This is a genomic window from Aquibium microcysteis, from assembly GCF_014495845.1.
GTDB classification, from domain to species: domain Bacteria; phylum Pseudomonadota; class Alphaproteobacteria; order Rhizobiales; family Rhizobiaceae; genus Aquibium; species Aquibium microcysteis.
This window is the reverse complement of the sequence record NZ_CP061080.1, coordinates 1,442,051-1,455,870: the sequence shown is the minus strand read 5'-3', so window position 1 is coordinate 1,455,870 and position 13,820 is coordinate 1,442,051. Positions and strand designations below refer to the sequence as shown.

General features: G+C 62.6%; 15 protein-coding genes. 10 read left to right on the top strand and 5 right to left on the bottom strand.

Annotated features, from left to right (window positions below; all coding sequences use genetic code 11):
- Positions 1-26: 26 nt before the first annotated feature.
- The gene (locus IAI54_RS06730) at positions 27-662 is read right to left on the bottom strand and encodes a L,D-transpeptidase (RefSeq protein ID WP_187971610.1); all 636 of its coding nucleotides are present in this window, start codon (positions 660-662) and stop codon (positions 27-29) included.
- 531 nt (positions 663-1,193) lie between these two features.
- The gene (locus IAI54_RS06725) at positions 1,194-2,168 is read right to left on the bottom strand and encodes a L,D-transpeptidase family protein (RefSeq protein ID WP_235679281.1); all 975 of its coding nucleotides are present in this window, start codon (positions 2,166-2,168) and stop codon (positions 1,194-1,196) included.
- 465 nt (positions 2,169-2,633) lie between these two features.
- On the opposite strand from IAI54_RS06725, the gene IAI54_RS06720 reads away from it, so the two are divergent.
- Positions 2,634-2,825: a hypothetical protein gene (locus tag IAI54_RS06720; RefSeq protein ID WP_187971609.1), complete on the top strand. Its 192-nt coding sequence runs from the start codon at positions 2,634-2,636 to the stop codon at positions 2,823-2,825.
- Between the two features lie 2 nt (positions 2,826-2,827).
- On the opposite strand, the gene IAI54_RS06715 is transcribed toward IAI54_RS06720, so the two are convergent.
- Both IAI54_RS06715 and IAI54_RS06710 read right to left on the bottom strand, forming a co-directional pair.
- Complete coding sequence (locus tag IAI54_RS06715) at positions 2,828-3,418, bottom strand: transglutaminase-like cysteine peptidase (protein ID WP_187971608.1); 591 nt, start codon at positions 3,416-3,418, stop codon at positions 2,828-2,830.
- A 156-nt stretch (positions 3,419-3,574) separates the two neighbouring features.
- Positions 3,575-4,084: a copper chaperone PCu(A)C gene (locus tag IAI54_RS06710; protein ID WP_187971607.1), complete on the bottom strand. Its 510-nt coding sequence runs from the start codon at positions 4,082-4,084 to the stop codon at positions 3,575-3,577.
- 160 nt (positions 4,085-4,244) lie between these two features.
- Between IAI54_RS06710 and IAI54_RS06705 the strand changes: the two genes are divergently transcribed.
- The 9 genes from IAI54_RS06705 to IAI54_RS06665 all read left to right on the top strand — a co-directional run bounded on the left by IAI54_RS06705 (position 4,245) and on the right by IAI54_RS06665 (position 13,270).
- Positions 4,245-4,658, top strand: a complete 414-nt coding sequence (locus tag IAI54_RS06705; RefSeq protein ID WP_187971606.1) for a MerR family transcriptional regulator — start codon at positions 4,245-4,247, stop codon at positions 4,656-4,658.
- Positions 4,659-4,889: 231 nt separating this feature from the next.
- Complete coding sequence (locus tag IAI54_RS06700; protein WP_210321219.1) at positions 4,890-5,228, top strand: hypothetical protein; 339 nt, start codon at positions 4,890-4,892, stop codon at positions 5,226-5,228.
- Between the two features lie 122 nt (positions 5,229-5,350).
- Positions 5,351-5,752, top strand: a complete 402-nt coding sequence (locus IAI54_RS06695; protein WP_187971604.1) for a FixH family protein — start codon at positions 5,351-5,353, stop codon at positions 5,750-5,752.
- Positions 5,749-7,188 (top strand): efflux RND transporter periplasmic adaptor subunit, encoded by a 1,440-nt coding sequence (locus IAI54_RS06690; protein ID WP_235679280.1) that lies wholly within the window; start codon positions 5,749-5,751, stop codon positions 7,186-7,188. Before IAI54_RS06695 ends, IAI54_RS06690 begins: the two co-directional genes overlap by 4 nt.
- Positions 7,185-10,343, top strand: coding sequence for an efflux RND transporter permease subunit (locus IAI54_RS06685; protein ID WP_187971603.1), 3,159 nt, complete (start codon positions 7,185-7,187; stop codon positions 10,341-10,343). The genes IAI54_RS06690 and IAI54_RS06685 overlap by 4 nt, the downstream gene beginning before the upstream one ends.
- 113 nt (positions 10,344-10,456) lie before the next feature.
- Positions 10,457-11,179: a cytochrome c biogenesis CcdA family protein gene (locus IAI54_RS06680; protein ID WP_187971602.1), complete on the top strand. Its 723-nt coding sequence runs from the start codon at positions 10,457-10,459 to the stop codon at positions 11,177-11,179.
- Positions 11,176-11,610 (top strand): disulfide bond formation protein B, encoded by a 435-nt coding sequence (locus IAI54_RS06675; protein WP_187971601.1) that lies wholly within the window; start codon positions 11,176-11,178, stop codon positions 11,608-11,610. Before IAI54_RS06680 ends, IAI54_RS06675 begins: the two co-directional genes overlap by 4 nt.
- Complete coding sequence (locus tag IAI54_RS06670; RefSeq protein ID WP_187971600.1) at positions 11,607-12,260, top strand: DsbA family protein; 654 nt, start codon at positions 11,607-11,609, stop codon at positions 12,258-12,260. Before IAI54_RS06675 ends, IAI54_RS06670 begins: the two co-directional genes overlap by 4 nt.
- A gap of 38 nt (positions 12,261-12,298) precedes the next feature.
- Entirely contained in the window at positions 12,299-13,270 is a 972-nt protein-coding gene (locus tag IAI54_RS06665) for an arsenic resistance protein (RefSeq protein ID WP_187971599.1), read from the top strand.
- 4 nt (positions 13,271-13,274) lie between these two features.
- Here the strand turns inward: IAI54_RS06665 and IAI54_RS06660 are convergent, their stop codons facing one another.
- A complete protein-coding gene (locus IAI54_RS06660) occupies positions 13,275-13,655 on the bottom strand; it encodes a MerR family DNA-binding protein (protein ID WP_235679279.1) in 381 nt (126 codons plus the stop codon).
- Positions 13,656-13,820 lie beyond the last annotated feature (165 nt).

Sequence of the window (13,820 nt, the reverse complement as noted above, 5' to 3'; positions counted from 1 at the left end):
CAAGCGTTTTGTTGAAAGGACGCCTGTCATCGAACGAGGATTGGAGTGGGCGTAGCGACGCGATCGAACAGGTCGATCACGTCTTGATTGATCATCCGGACGCACCCGCTCGAAACCGACTTGCCGATGGTCCACCATTCCGGGGAGCCGTGGATACGGTAGAGCGTGTCCACATCGTCCTCGAAGATGTAGAGGGCGCGTGCGCCCAGCGGGTTTTCGAGACCAGGCGGCATGCCGCCGTTGTCTGCGCTCCATTTGGCGAGTTCTGGCTGCCTCGCGATCATCTCGTCTGGAGGTGTCCACTTCGGCCAGGCCTGTTTCCAGAGAACCTGTGCTCGGCCGGACCATTCGAAGCCCGCACGACCCAGGCCCACCCCATAGCGCATGGCTTTTCCGCCCGGCCTCACGAGGTAGAGAAAGAACGACCGTGTATCCACCACGATCGTCCCAGGCCTCTCACCAGTCGGGTCGTCTACCAGCCGGCGATAGAACTTGGGCTTGATCTTGTTCAGGTCCACCGCCGGTAGCGGAAACCGTTCTTCCGGCATTGCGCGATACATGGACGTGAATGACGCTTCCACCTGCGGCGGTGCCGCGACTTGCTCTGGTAAAGGTTCGCGCGCCGTCGTGCAGCCGGCGAGGACGCCCGCTGCAGATGCCATGGCTCCGGACAGGAAGGTCCGGCGTGAAGGATCGAAGGATGAAAACGCTGACAAGGCAACACTCTGATGACCGACAGGAATGATGCGCCAGCCCCGGTAGGGCGGCGTGAGAACATTCGGGAGGCGAGCCGATGCGTGGACGCATCGACGCGCGTCGGCATCATTGGGGAGGTGGGCTTACGGCGCCGGGATCGATAGGCGCGGGATCGACTTCTGCCAACAGGGAGAACTGTCGATCTGGTGACCGGGTCATGCCATCTATATCGGGCATGATTGTCTTGCAGTGATCCTGGCATGGCGACGCGTGATCTTGCTTCGCCGGGACTGGGCCATCACCGTCTCCGGTACCACCCGACACGCCGGTCTCGCCGGAGATCATGGCGCACTGATCGATCGACAGGCCGTTGCAAGGATTCGCTGCGGCCAGAAGCAGATGACCAGTGAAAAGAAGACACAGGAGCGCGGACGCCAGCAATCTGATCGTGCGAATGCCCCATCTCGGGCGCGAAAACCCTGGTGCTGCCCGCTTCGTCACTGCTCAGCCTTCGGATCGTGAGGATCGGCAAGGGCCGCATCCGGCCGCGACACGGGGACGGACGAGAGGGAAGTCGTCTTCGCAAGGACCTGAGCGCCACGACGCTCCAGCTGGCTTCGGAAAAGCGGGTGCATGCCGCCGTCCGAATAGGCATGCGCTCGCAGTGCAGTCCCAGCAGATACCAACTGTTCGACCATCCGCTCATCGTCCTTCTGCCTTGCGGCAACAAGGGGATCGCCAGCCATGAAAGCTGGCGGACAGGCGGCCAAAGGCTCGGACGGCATTCCTTGGGTGCCCGCAGCGGCGAAGGCGTAGTCGCGACCGCAATACCCGACTTGCGGAGGCTGCCTCGTAACGTTGAAGAGGTCATGGCCGACCTTCAAATTCTGCCAGAAAGCGTAATTCGGATCGTTCCGGTTCTTGGCCATGTTCTGCGGGGTCATTCGGAACGGGAAGGCTTGCACCTGGAACACACGCTGACCGCCCCTAAGCGCATCGCGTGCGACCGCGAAGATCTCGGCAACACCCTCGTCGGTCAGGGCGTAGCATCCGGATGAGGAACATGCGCCGTGCACCATCAAGGCTTCGCCCGAATAGCCGAGAGCTTCCTCCAGCCTGTTGGGGTAGCCGAGATTGAAGGAGAGGTAATACTGGGACTTCGGGTTCAACATACCCGCATCGACGTGATAAAATCCCTCCGGAGCCTGCCTGTCACCGTCTCTGGTCTTCGGCCCTAGTTTACCCGACCATCGGCACATCGGATACGTCTTGAGCAGCGCATATCGCCCGGTCCTGTCTCGCTTCCAGATTTCAAGCTCGCTCTCCTGCTTGAAGATTCGCACCACGATCGGGTCGGCAGGCGACATGGCGCGGCTGCGCATCTCAGAGACCAGCTTGATCGGAATCGGCTGGGACGCCCTTTGATCGACGTCGAGGACATTCGAGACGCAACCGCCTACCGACAGCGCCATTGCGCAAACTGCGAATATCCTGCGTAGACTTCTGATCACGACAATTCCATTTCAGGCGGACTTTCAGCACGGTCCGTTCGAGGCGCGGTCCCGTGCCACACAATCTGGCGCTTTGTGGTTAACACAATCCTTGCCATGCAGGCTTTGCTGAACCATGGCATCAGGTAACAAACAGGTGAGGCGGCGCAAGCGCTGCGACCGCTCCGGAGACTGAAACATATGGCCGAGACCTTGATGAGATTGTCTGCTAGCGAATCGCAGGCTCTGGCCCGGCAGCGTCGCAGGAGGAACTACCTCTTGCTCGGGGTCCTTCTAGTCGCCGTAGCCGGTGTACTCACCCTCAGCGCCTGGCACGTCAGCCTGGAAATGCAACAGAAGATCGCTTCTCCTGCCAGCCTCTCGGGACAGTGAATGGCTATTTATCTCTGATATCGCAAGGATAGGCGTCTTCTGGGCAGGAGAGCCATGGTGAGAAGGGCATTGCTATTTTCCGTGACGTCATCGGCGTCCTACCTGCTCATTGCGACCGTATTCGCCATCTTCTGCATGGCGGCCGGCCACAACACGATGGAGATGATTTACGGCGGAGCAGCAACGATTGTCCTGCCCCTGGTGACTGGTATCGAAGTCGCGTGGCTGTGGAACGACCGAAGCTAGGACTATCCGGCGGTCAAACTGACCCAGTCGTTCGGATCTTCCTGTGACTGCCGCTTCAGATAGGTAAGCTCAGCGTCGCGCCAGAGAAGAACCCGGGGTTCCTGATTGTCGAGGATGAAGTCGCCCATGTCGGTCACCACCGTGAGCACGGCGTGACCGCCTCCGTCCGCGTCGCGACCCACGGTCATCAGCAGCGCGCCGAGCGGATATCCCATATCATTCAACCGTCGCCGCTTTTCCAATGCGTAGTCCTCGCAGTCGCCTGCAGATTGTGGATAGTCCCAACGCTCTTCGACGCCGAACAATTCTGAATCGGTAACGGGGGCGACAGTCGTGTTTACCGTGTTGTTGACCCGGATGATTTCCTTCCAGCGTTCGCGGGTCAGCGAGACGGATGTGCCATCCGCCGGCCTGGCGCAGCGATCGCCGTAGCGTCTGCAGTACTCGTAGTAACCCACGGGCATAGAGGTCCGTCCGAAGGTCTCCATATTCGAGATGGAGGCAGGCTGTGCCGGATTGAGATGCACTGCGTCGGCGTTTGCACCCACGCAGGACGCCATCAGCGCCGAGGCGCAAAGCAAAGTCTTGATCATGTCTGACCCTCTCCCCAGAGAATGCGGGAAAGCATGTCAGATACAGATCAAAATCGAGCAAAATCAGATAGTTAGATTTGATTCAAGTTGTCTCGAAAGTCTAAACGGGTATGTAGCGCCGATATTCGAGCGCAGCAGACGGTGCGACCGTGGATATCAGTCGCTACCGCTGCCGTCGCCCTCGCCGTGATGATGATCGGTGACCGGGCTGCCGTCCGGGAGAACCTTGGCCTTGGCGCCGACACTCGTGCCGTCTGCCAGGTCCACAAGAATGTCCACCGAGGCCAGATCCGACACAGACGGTGTCGGCTGATTGAACAGGACGTGCACGCCGTCCGGCTTCATCACGAGTTCCGAGTGTGGAGGGATCACCATTGCGCCCGTTACCGTCCGGATACGACTGACGCCGTCGGCGTGGACCGTCGCCCTCAGCGAGGCGCGGCCTAACGAGTTGCTGGCGATCGACACGATATCGATCGAGCTAGACGTGCCATTCCAGATCGAAACGAAGGCACGGGGAGGGTGGCTCTCATTCGCGCCCAGGACGATTTCGGCATGCTCGATCACGATACCTTCTGGTCGCGCGTCGTGATCGCCGGGCTGCCCCCTGGCGGCGCCTCCCAGGATGAAAACCGACAACAGGCCGAGGATCAACGTCCGATGCATGCTCGCCTCCCGATTCGCGATTCTCGAACTCTACGGTCTCTAGCAGGGTGAGGTTCAACCCGATCTTCGAGCGGCCCGTCTCCATGCGTCAACACGCCCGGTGGCCGGATCGCGAAACCGACAGTATAGCTCTACAAACTAGAGGTATATGGAGGAGATAATGCTCACGATAGGCGATCTCGCGCGGCGAACTGGCGTCAAGGTGCCCACGATACGGTACTATGAACAGATGGGGCTATTGGAGCCCGCCGAGCGCTCCGAAGGCAACCAACGACGTTATGACAGGCAGGGGCGTGAACGTCTGTCCTTCATCAAGCACGCCAGAGACTTGGGCCTGACGATCGAATCCATCCGGGAGCTTCTCGATCTCAGCGCACATCCGGAACGCCCCTGCGATGGGGCGGATCGCATTGCTGCGGAACAGCTGAAAGCGGTGCGCGGTCGTATCGAGAAGCTGAAACGGCTCGAAAGCGAACTCGAACGCATCGCTTCCTGCTGTACAAGCGACCATGTCCGCGACTGCTATGTCATCCGGGCGCTGGCCAATCATGACATGTGCGACAGCGAGCACTGACACGAGGTCAGCGAGGCAACGTTTCGAATCCTATTCATGCGCTTGCGCTTGTGCGTTGTCTTTGATGCCGAGATCGCTCCTGAAACCTGAGACGATCCAAGACCCATCGTCTGCCATGCACTGCAGAAAGCAAATGCTACGGCTGCATACGTGGGATCAGCCGTTCCAAGTTCACGGCAATTTGGCTGGGCATACGGACAGGGACATGCAAGAGGTTCCGACATGTTGTCCTTGGCGTTCCTGACACGGCTGATAGCAATCCTGGCGTTTGCCGGGCTCGTTTTCGCGCCTGTCGCGCCGTCGATCGCATCGTCGGCGATTGCAATGTCCACGATGGCCGAAATGCCCGACGGCATGCCGTGCTGTCCGGATGATCAGCCAGCGATCCCAGACTGCGCGAAGGATTGCCCGTTCGCCGTGGTCTGCACCGCCGTGTTCGTGAGTGCGACGACGCAGGAGTCCTCTCCACTCGCTCTGCGCATGCTTTTTCAGGACCGCTTCCCCATACCTGGAGACGCGGTCCTGTCGTCGCTCATCGGCGACCCTCCCCCAAGACCTCCCAAAGCCTGACTGTCATCGGCGCTCGGAGCGCCGGAATCCGCGCGGAAGTCCGCTCGGATGCAATCGCATGGCATCTGCCATGCCGAACGCCGTGCGCAAGCGCGGTCCACTGACAGTCGGAACCACCCAACATGAAATCGAATCCTTCGCTTCGCGCCGCGATGCTGGCGCTCGCCTTCGTCATCGCAGTTGCTCCCGCCGTACAGGCCGGACCAGAGGACTACGAGTTCCAGCTTCTCGAAAGCGAAATCGAGCAAGGCGACGACGCCACCGTGGCCGTGAAACTCGTCGACAGACGCACCGGCCAAGCGGTCGAGAACGCGGTCATCTTCGCCACCCGGATGGACATGGCTCCTGATGCGATGGAGGCCATGACCTCGCCAGTCGAGGCCATGCCTTCCGACGAGCCGGGGGTGTATCGCTTCCGCACGAACCTGACGATGGCGGGCGGCTGGCGATTTTCCATCGCGGCCAAGGTGCAGGGCGAACCGGCGACGATCGAGAGCCGGCTGGTGTTCAGGGCGGTCGAATGAAGCGCCTCGTCCTGACCGCAACCCTCGTCGCGGCCGCGTCGGCTGTTGGCTTCGTAGGCTATATGGTCGGCACCGGCGACCTGCGTCTTCCGCCCTTGCCGGCGGCGGCTCAAGCCTACTTGCCCTCGTCAATGAGAGCCGCGTCGACGTCCGAAGTCGCGCCGGCTTCAGGGCCCATCATCTACTACCGTCACCCTGACGGAGAGCCGGTCTATTCCGCTATCCCGAGGCAGACCGACGACGGCCGAGCGTTCGTGGCTGTTCTGGCGAGCGAGGACTTGAGCTTCGACAAGCCTGCCGAAACGGCGATGCCGGCCTCCGACGCCGGAACCGGAGAACGCGTGATCCTGTACTACCGCAATCCGATGGGTCTGCCGGACACCTCGCCGGTTCCGAAGCTCGACTCGATGGGCATGGACTACACCCCCGTCTACGCGGGCGAAGACGATGACGGTTCGACCGTGACGGTGTCGGCGGGAAAGCTTCAACGCACTGGCGTCAAGACGATCCTTGCGACGAGAAGCGCCATTGTCAGGCCGGTCAACGTACCTGGAACGGTCATCCTCGACGAACGACGCGTCAGCGTCGTGTCGATCCGAACCGAAGCATTCATCGAGGAGGTGTCGGACGTCACCAGCGGTTCCACGATCGCTCAAGGCCAGCCTCTGGTGCGGTTCTACGCCAAGGAGATTGCAGCCGCCGGGGCGCTCTACGCCGCCGACGTGAAAAGCGGAGGCGGGCCAGCTGCGCGCGGCAGCCTTCAGCGCCTCGAAAATCTCGGCGTGCCGAAGGAGGCCATCGCCGAAATCGAGAGGACTGGCAAGGTTCCGATCTCCGTCACGCTCATGGCTCCGCGTTCCGGCGTCGTTCTGGAGCGCATGGCGGTTGACGGCATGATGAGCGAAGCTGGCGAGACGCTGTTCAGGATCGCCGACATCTCAACCGTTTGGGTAGAGGCGAACGTCCCGGAGTTCGAACTGGACGCAATCCGCGTGGGAGCGGAAGCGACCGTCCGCATCCGTAGCCTTCCCGGCAAAGTCTTCAAAGGCAAGGTCGGGCTGATCCGTCCCGAAATAGAGGTCCAGACGCGGACCGCAAGGATTCGGATCGAGCTTGCGAACCCCGAAGGCGCACTGTTCGCCAACATGTATGCCGACGTCGAGATTGTCACCGGATCGCCCGAGCCGGTCGTCACCGTGCCCGACAGTGCGGTGATCGACACGGGCGACCGGCAGGTCGTCATTCTCGACAAGGGGGAAGGCCGCTTCGAACCTCGTGACGTGACCATCGGTGTTCGCGGCGCCGGCATGACGGAAATCATGGACGGGGTGGCGGAAGGGGACCGCGTAGTCGTTTCGGCCAACTTCCTGATCGACGCCGAGAGCAACCTAAAGGCCGCGCTTTCTGCCCTTGTTGCGCCGGAGGCTCAGCCATGATCGCGCGGGTCATTGCCTGGTCGGCGCGCAATCTCGTCCTGGTCTTCTTCGTGGCCGGACTTGCGGCGGCAGCGGGCGTCTATGCGGTCAGGACACTGCCGCTTGACGCCATTCCCGACCTGTCGGACGTACAGGTCATCGTCTTCACCGACTATCCGGGCCAGGCGCCGCAGGTGGTCGAGGATCAGGTCACCTATCCGCTGACGACCGCGATGCTGACCGTACCGCGATCGAAGGTGGTGCGGGGCTTTTCCTTCTTCGGCGTATCCTTCGTCTATGTGATCTTCGAAGACGGCGTCGACCCATACTGGGCCCGCAGTCGCGTGCTGGAGTACTTGAACGCCGCCGCGAGCCGCCTGCCGGAGGGTGTGGCACCTGCCTTGGGACCCGACGCAACCGGTGTCGGTTGGGTCTATCAGTATGCCGTCGTCGCCAAGGAACTGTCGCTGGCCGAACTGCGATCGCTGCAGGACTGGGTGGTGCGCTTTGCGGTCTCCAAGGCCGAGGGCGTTTCGGAGGTCGCGAGCGTCGGCGGTTTCGTCAAGCAGTATTCCATCATCGTCGATCCGGCGCGCATGCGCGCGCAGGGCGTCACGCTCGCCGAAATCGGCGACGCGGTCCGCCAGAGCAACATGGACACCGGTGGGCGCACCGTCGAAATCTCGGAATTCGAGTTCATGGTGCGTGGACGCGGCTACCTGAAAAGCACCGCCGACATCGAAAGCATCACACTGAAGACTGTCGGCGGCGTGCCGCTCCGGCTCGGGGATGTGGCTAGGGTTGAGATCGTTCCGGACGAACGACGCGGCATCGCTGAACTGAACGGCGAAGGGGAGGTGGCGAGCGGCATCGTGCTGCAGCGGGTCGGTTCGAACGCGCTGACCGTCATCGACAACGCGAAGGCGCAACTCGCAGACATCGAAAAGAGCCTGCCTGGCGGCGCGGAGATCATCCCGGTCTACGATCGCTCGGAACTGATCGGCGCTGCGATCGAAACTCTCAAGATTACGCTGATCGAGGAAAGCGTCATCGTCGCGCTCGTCACCATCGTGTTCCTGCTTCACGTCCGAAGCGCGCTGGTTGCCATCATCATGCTGCCTGTCGGCATCCTGATGGCGTTCGCTGCGATGAAGCTGCTCGGCCTCGGCTCCAACATCATGAGCCTCGGCGGCATCGCGATCGCCATCGGCGCGATGATCGACGCGGCCATCGTCATGATCGAAAACGCTCACAAGCATCTGGAGCGGGCCCCGCCGGAAAAGTCCCGGGTCGAGGTGCTAATCGAGGCGGCTAGCGAGGTCGGCCCGGCGCTATTTTTCAGCCTGCTGATCATCACCGTGTCGTTCCTGCCGATCTTCACGCTTGAGAGCCAGGAGGGTCGTCTGTTCGGACCGCTCGCCTTCACTAAGACGTTCGCGATGGCTGCGGCCGCATTGCTGTCGGTGACCCTGGTTCCGGCGCTGATGGTGGTGTTCGTGCGCGGGCGGATCGTGCCTGAGCACAGGAACCCGCTCAACCGGCTGCTGATCGCGCTCTATCGGCCGGTCATCACAGGCGTGCTGAAGGCCAAGACCTTCACCATCCTGCTCGCGATCCTGGCCCTGGCCGCCACGGTCTGGCCGGCGCGGCAACTCGGCTCCGAGTTCATGCCGGCGCTCGATGAGGGCACGCTGATGTACATGCCGACGACGCTGCCCGGCCTGTCAGTGACCAAGGCTGCGGAACTGATGCAGATGCAGGATCGCATCATCAAGTCATTTCCGGAGGTCGAGAGCGTCTTCGGCAAGGCTGGAAGGGCGCAGACCGCGACCGATCCGGCGCCCACGGAAATGTTCGAGACGATCATCAATCTGAAGCCGAAGGAGGAGTGGCGCGACGGCGTCACGTCCGACAGCCTGAAGGCCGAGATGGACGCGGCGCTGCAGTTCCCAGGCGTGTCGAATGCTTGGACCATGCCCATCCGCGCTCGGATCGATATGCTGTCGACAGGCATCCGCACGCCAGTTGGCGTAAAGGTCTACGGGAGCGATCTCAACGAGATGGAACAGGTCGCCCGACAGGTCGAGGCGGTGCTGCGGGACGTTCCCGGCACCTCAAGCGCCTACGCCGAGCGCGTCATTGGCGGCTACTTCCTCGACATCGTGCCTGATCGTACTGCGCTCGGGCGCTACGGTTTGTCGGTCGGCGATGTCCAGGACGTGATCTCAATGGCCCTCGGCGCTGAAGTGATCACCTCGACGGTGGAGGGCCGCGAGCGCTACGGCGTCGCCATTCGTTATCCCCGTGCCCTAAGAAGCGACCCGCAGGCGATCGCGCGCGAGGTGCAGGTGGCACTGCCCGGCGGCGGCTCAGTTCCGCTCGGCGAGGTCGCCAAGATCGAACTGACGCGCGGCGCGACTTCCATCCGGACGGAAAACGGCCAGTTGGCCGTTTACATCTTCGTCGACATCACGGGCCGCGATCTGGGCGGCTATGTTTCCGACGCGCAGGCAGCGGTGGCGGCCGGAGTCACGCTGCCACCTGGATACTCGCTCGGCTGGAGTGGCCAGTTCGAATATCTGGAGCGCGCCGAGGCGCGGCTGAAAATCGTGGTGCCCCTGACGATCGCGCTGATCTTCCTGCTGCTCTATCTCAATTTCCGGCGGCTGACCGAAACGCTGATCGTTATGTTGTCGCTGCCTTTCGCGCTGGTCGGCGGAATCTGGCTGATGTGGTGGCTGGGGTTCAACCTGTCGGTGGCGGTCGCCGTCGGGTTCATCGCACTCGCAGGCGTAGCCGCCGAGACAGGCGTGATCATGCTGATCTATCTCGACCACGGGCTCGCCGACGCGAAGGCCAGGTGCGTTTCGGAAAACCGCAAGTTCAGTCGCGGCGACCTGCACGCTGCCATCATGCACGGCGCGGTCGAGCGCGTGCGCCCCAAGATGATGACGGTCGTCGCCATCACAGCGGGCCTGTTGCCCATCCTGTGGAGCACGGGAGCGGGTTCGGAGGTCATGCAGCGCATTGCAGTGCCGATGATCGGCGGGATGATGTCGTCGACCGTTCTCACGTTGATCGTCATCCCGGCGGTCTACGGCCTCGTTAAGGGATGGAGCCTGCCACGCGAGGCAGGGGTGGAATCGTTCAGGGAGGCAGCCGCTACGGGGGCGTGAAAAATTGGATGGTTGCCGTTCCCAATGCGGATTGGAGGCAGGTTCCGGCTTGCTGCAGCAAGAACCAGACGTATTGACCCTCTAGCCCCTTCAGGGTGCATTGTTCGTTCTGCATGGAGTTTGAGATATCCAACATAGGCATCGCGGCAGCGGTCGCGGCGGGGACGGTTTCGTTCCTGTCGCCCTGTGTGCTGCCGCTCGTTCCTGGATATGTCTCGTTCATCGCCGGACGGAACGCACAGGCCCGAAACAAGGCAGCGGTCATGCTGTCGAGCATAGCCTTCGTCCTCGGCTTCTCGACCGTTTTCGTCGCGCTCGGCGCGAGTGCCACTGCGGTCAGCCGTCTCCTTCGGGCCTATAGCTACGAGGCGGGCATATTCGGCGGGGCGATGATCGTGTTCTTCGGGCTCGTGACGGCCGGGCTGATCCGCATTCCCTTGATGCAGAGGGACGCGCGATATCACGGGACGCTTCCTGGTGGCGGCCCGGGCGGAGCCTACCTGCTCGGCCTCGCATTCGCGTTCGGATGGACGCCCTGCATCGGCCCCGTGCTAGGAGCGATTCTGACCGTCAGCGCGGTCTCCGCCACTGCCGCAGACGGCATTGTGCTTCTTTCGCTGTACTCGCTCGGGCTTGGCGTGCCGTTCGTACTCGCCGCCCTGTTCACCCAGACGTTGATGGGAAAGCTGCCGCGAATGCGTAAGGCCGGAAGGTATCTCCAGATCGGCGCCGGCGGGGTCATGGTCGTCATGGGTATCGCCATGATGACGGGACAGATGACACGGTTCGCCTTTTGGCTCCTAGAAACCTTCCCCGCATTCGGGAGCATCGGATGACCGCCGATCCGAACCAGGCTGGCTGGCCGACATTGTTTGCCGCATTCGCGATCGCGCTCGTCTCGTCACTCTCGGTTCTCTTCGTCGGCGAGGTCATGGGGCAGGTTCCCTGCAATCTCTGCTGGTTCCAGAGAGCCTTCATGTTCCCTTTGACGGTCGTGCTCGGCATTGCGGCGCTGCGCGCGGACACAGGAGCATGGCTGTACGGTATCGCGCTCGCTAAATGCGGCTGGCTCATTGCGGGGTTCCACACGCTCCTCTACGCGGGCATCGTACCGGAGCGGATACAGCCCTGCACCGCCGGCGGCCCGTCGTGCTCAGGCTCCGACATGACGGTGCTCGGCGTCGTGCCGCTGCCCGGTCTTTCACTGCTGGCGTTTAGCGCCATCATCGTCCTTCTTTTCTTCTCGCGCCGGAGGCCTGCGCCATGAACCGCCGTAACGTCCTCGTAGGAACCGTGGTTGTCGCGCTTGCGGCGTTTGCTGGGGCAGCAGCGTATTATCCGTCCGCAACCGTCCCGACCGCGCCGCAGGAAGAGAGCAACCTGGTCCGCGCGCATTCGCCGGTGATCGGCCCTGCCAACGCGCCCGTCACGATCGTTGAGTTCTTAGATCCTTCCTGCGAGGCCTGTCGCGCCTTCTACCCGATCGTGAAGCAGATCATGGCGGAGTTCCCCGAGAAGACGCGGCTGGTGATCCGCTATGCGCCTCTGCATGATGGCTCAGACGAAGCGGTCGGAATTCTTGAGGCGGCCCGCGTGCAGGGGAAATTCGAGCCGGTCCTTGAGAAGCTTCTCTTCGAGCAGCCCAAGTGGGCGGTCCACGGAGCACCCGACATTGAGGCCGCGTGGCGCATCGCGGGGGAAGCGGGCCTGGACGTCGAAATGGCTCGCGGCGACGCGAAGGCTCCTGCCGTTGTCGCCGTGCTGAACCAGGACATCACCGACATGAAGGCGATCAACCTGCAGGGTACGCCCACGTTCTTCGTGAACGGGAAGCCGCTGACGGAATTCGGATCCCAGCAGCTTTACGACCTCGTTGCCGCCGAGGTGAAGGAGGTTGAAGACATGGCGACGCAGTAGTCACCTGCAAGCGTTCTCGCGACAACAGGACCTGGTTGATGAAAGAAACGCTCGAACGCGAGCAGGTCTGGATCTACTTCGGCAGCGTTGTCGCAGGCGCGGCTGGTGGGGCCGCTGTTTCGGGAACCGAGCGCCTGGAGGCGCTGGTCAACCCGGCGCTGGCGCTGATGCTCTTCGTCACCTTCCTGCAGGTGCCGCTCGCCGAAATCGGCAAGGCGTTCCGCGAGACGCGCTTCCTGTCCGCGCTGCTGGCCTCGAACTTCTTCGCCGTGCCCGTGCTGGTGCTGCTGCTGCTTGCCTTCGCGCCTGACGACCCGCTCGTGCGTATCGGCGTGCTGATGGTGCTGCTGACACCCTGCATCGACTACGTGATCACGTTCTCGCAACTGGGTCGCGCCGACGCGCGGCTGCTGCTCGCCTCGACGCCGCTCCTGCTCGTCGTGCAGATGGCGCTCCTGCCGCTCTACCTAGGAGCTTTCCTCGGCGAGGAGGCTTTCGGCCTTGTGCGCCCGGGACCGTTCCTGCACGCCTTCGTCTGGCTGATCGCCTTGCCTCTCGCCCTCGCGGGCCTTGCCCAGCTCGGGGCGTCGCGGAGCGCGTCCGGCAGGAGAGCGGCAGACGGACTCGGCTACCTCCCGGTGCCTTCAACCGCGCTCGTGCTCTTCCTGGTCGTCGCTGCGACCGTGCCGCTGCTTGGCAGCGCCGCCGGGAAAGCCATAGCCGTCGTTCCGGTCTACGTCGCCTTCGCGGTGCTGGCCCCGATCGTCGGGCTGGCGGTTGGACGCGCGTTTAGTCTAGGTGCCGAAGCGGCGCGCTCGGTCGCCTTCTCCAGCGCCACACGCAACTCGCTCGTCGTGCTGCCGCTCGCGCTTGCCGTTCCCGGAGCGGTGCCTGTCCTACCCGCCGTCATCGTCACGCAGACGCTGGTGGAGCTTGTTTCCCAGCTTGTCTACATCCGGCTCCTGCCGATGTTCGGTCGCGGCCGGGAGGCTGGCGCAGCGTCGTCCTGACAGGTCAGCAGGCGCAGCCCCTACGGTCTTCGGCGAGATCTTCCAGGATCACGCATTCGGCCGCGGGGCCTCCCGCGCACTGGATGTCGCAGCGCTCCACGAACTCCTCAAGGCTGCGCTCCAGCGCTTTCATCTCGACGATTTTTTCGCGCACGCTTTTCAGGTGGCTACCAGCCAGATCCCTGGCCTCGAAGCAGTTCCGCTCGCTGCTCGTCGACAACGCCACCAGGTCTCGGACCTGCTCGACCGGGAAGCCGAAGTCGCGGCAGCGGCGGATGAAGGTCAGGAGCTTTGCGTCGCCGTCGCCGTAGGTTCGCCTGCCTCCCTCGGTGCGCGCTGCCTGCGGGATGAGGCCGATCTCCTTGTAGAAGCGGATCGTCGGCACCGAACATCCGCTCCGCTCGGAGAGCTGGCCGATCGTCAGCGCTCGGGCCCTCACGACTTTGTGTCGCATTTCGTTCTTGCTCCTCAAGTTACTTGAGGAAGTAGCCTTCGGTCATTGATCTATCAAGACCGGAGAATCGACCATGAGACCCATGACAGCCGCGCT